1 protein-coding gene is annotated in these 1,541 nt (G+C 70.0%); it reads right to left on the reverse strand.

Annotated elements, in window-relative coordinates:
• Positions 1-351: 351 nt before the first annotated feature.
• Positions 352-876 carry a lytic polysaccharide monooxygenase auxiliary activity family 9 protein gene (locus ADX84_RS25080; RefSeq protein WP_049579973.1) on the reverse strand — a complete coding sequence of 175 codons (525 nt, stop codon included), beginning with the start codon at positions 874-876 and terminating at the stop codon, positions 352-354.
• Positions 877-1,541 lie beyond the last annotated feature (665 nt).

Raw genomic sequence — 1,541 nt, forward strand, 5'->3', positions numbered from 1 at the left:
GCCCGGTGGGTTCTGGTGGCCGAAGTGGGGCGGGGGCTGCCCCTGGTGCCCCTGATGGCCTGGTTGGGGCGGTGGGAGGGGGTGTCCCATGCGGAGGGTCCGTCCACGAGTACGTGAGTCCTGACCCGTCGAATGTTCTCACGGCGCCACCGGCGAAACCGGGCACGAGCACCGGACAGGCAGAAATCGGCCTACTCCGGCCAACTGGAACACCACAAACGAGGAAGCCGTGCCCCCGAAGCCCGGGATCCGGGAACGCGAAAGCCCCGGACCGGGGGCCGGACCGGGGCGGAGCGCCGTGACGCCCGGGGGTCGGGGCGTCACGGCGTACGGAGGTGAACCCGCACGTGCCTAGGCGGCGCCGACGTTGAGGTCGACGCAGACGTAGAAGGCCATCGGGGTGTCGGCCACGTTCCAGCGGGCCAGCACCGTCTGCTCACCGCTGTAGCCCGACAGGTCGACGGTGTGGGAGAAGTTCGCCGGCGGCTGCGCACCGCCGTCGTCGATGCTCTCGATCTGCTGACCGTCGATGAAGTATTCCCACGTGCTGGTCGAGTGCCGGGCGGTGATCGTCCAGTCGAAGGTGACGGAGTCGCCGACCGGGGTGACGTCCCAGCCGTAGTTGTCGTCGTCCAGCTCGGAGAAGGCGGCGTTGCCTCCAGAACAGCTCATCAGACCCTTGGGGCCCTCAACGCTCTGCGGCTCCCACTGGATCGGCCCGCAGGAGACCGTTCCGGCGGCGCACTGCGCCTGGCGGCTGGGCGGGTTGTTGATGTAGCCGTGGGCGCTGGCGGTGCCCGCGGGCATCAACGTGAAGGCCAGGGCGGTGGCGGCACCGACGGCCGCGGTCGAGCGGATCTTGCTGCTGATGCTCATGAGGGAGCCCTTCTGCTGGGTCACGACCCTGGGGGCCGTAGCGGGGTGACCCGGACCGTCTCCGGACCAGGGCGGGTGGAACGCACTCACGGCCGGTTATTTCCGCGAGCCCGGGCGGGGGTTGCCCGGGGACGTTCCCGTGGGTTTCGGGAACCTCCGTCCACCCAGTACCGAGGACGGTAAAGAGGTTGTCACCCCTCGTCAAGATCCCTGTTACCAGTGGGTGCGGAGTGGCACCCGTACCAGTGGAAGGGCCCAGCGGCGGCGGCACGGGCACTGGTACTGGTGGCCGCGCCGCAGGTCCGGCGGCCCGAACAGGGCCGATGATCATCGCGGCGCGGGACCGGTCTGCCGCTCACGGACTGGACCAAGTGGTCGACCCGAACGTCGTTCCACCAGACCTCACCCGAAGGTGACATTCACCTTCCCCCTTCCGTGCGGACGGCGGGGGCGATTCGTCAGAAAAGCCGTGGACAGGGTCCGTGGTGAGTGGCAGAACGGAGCGCGGACGCCGGGCCGGAGGCCTCGGCGCGCTGTGGCGGCCGAGCCGAGTGCCAGGGCACGGGCCTCGCCCGGCCACGAGAACGGAGTGATCACGGATGACCGACCAGACACCCCCGCCTCCCCCTCCCTCGCCAGCAGGAACGGACGGTCCGCCTCAGGGG

It is taken from the genome of Nocardiopsis sp. SBT366 (assembly GCF_001083815.1).
Lineage (GTDB): Bacteria > Actinomycetota > Actinomycetes > Streptosporangiales > Streptosporangiaceae > Nocardiopsis > Nocardiopsis prasina.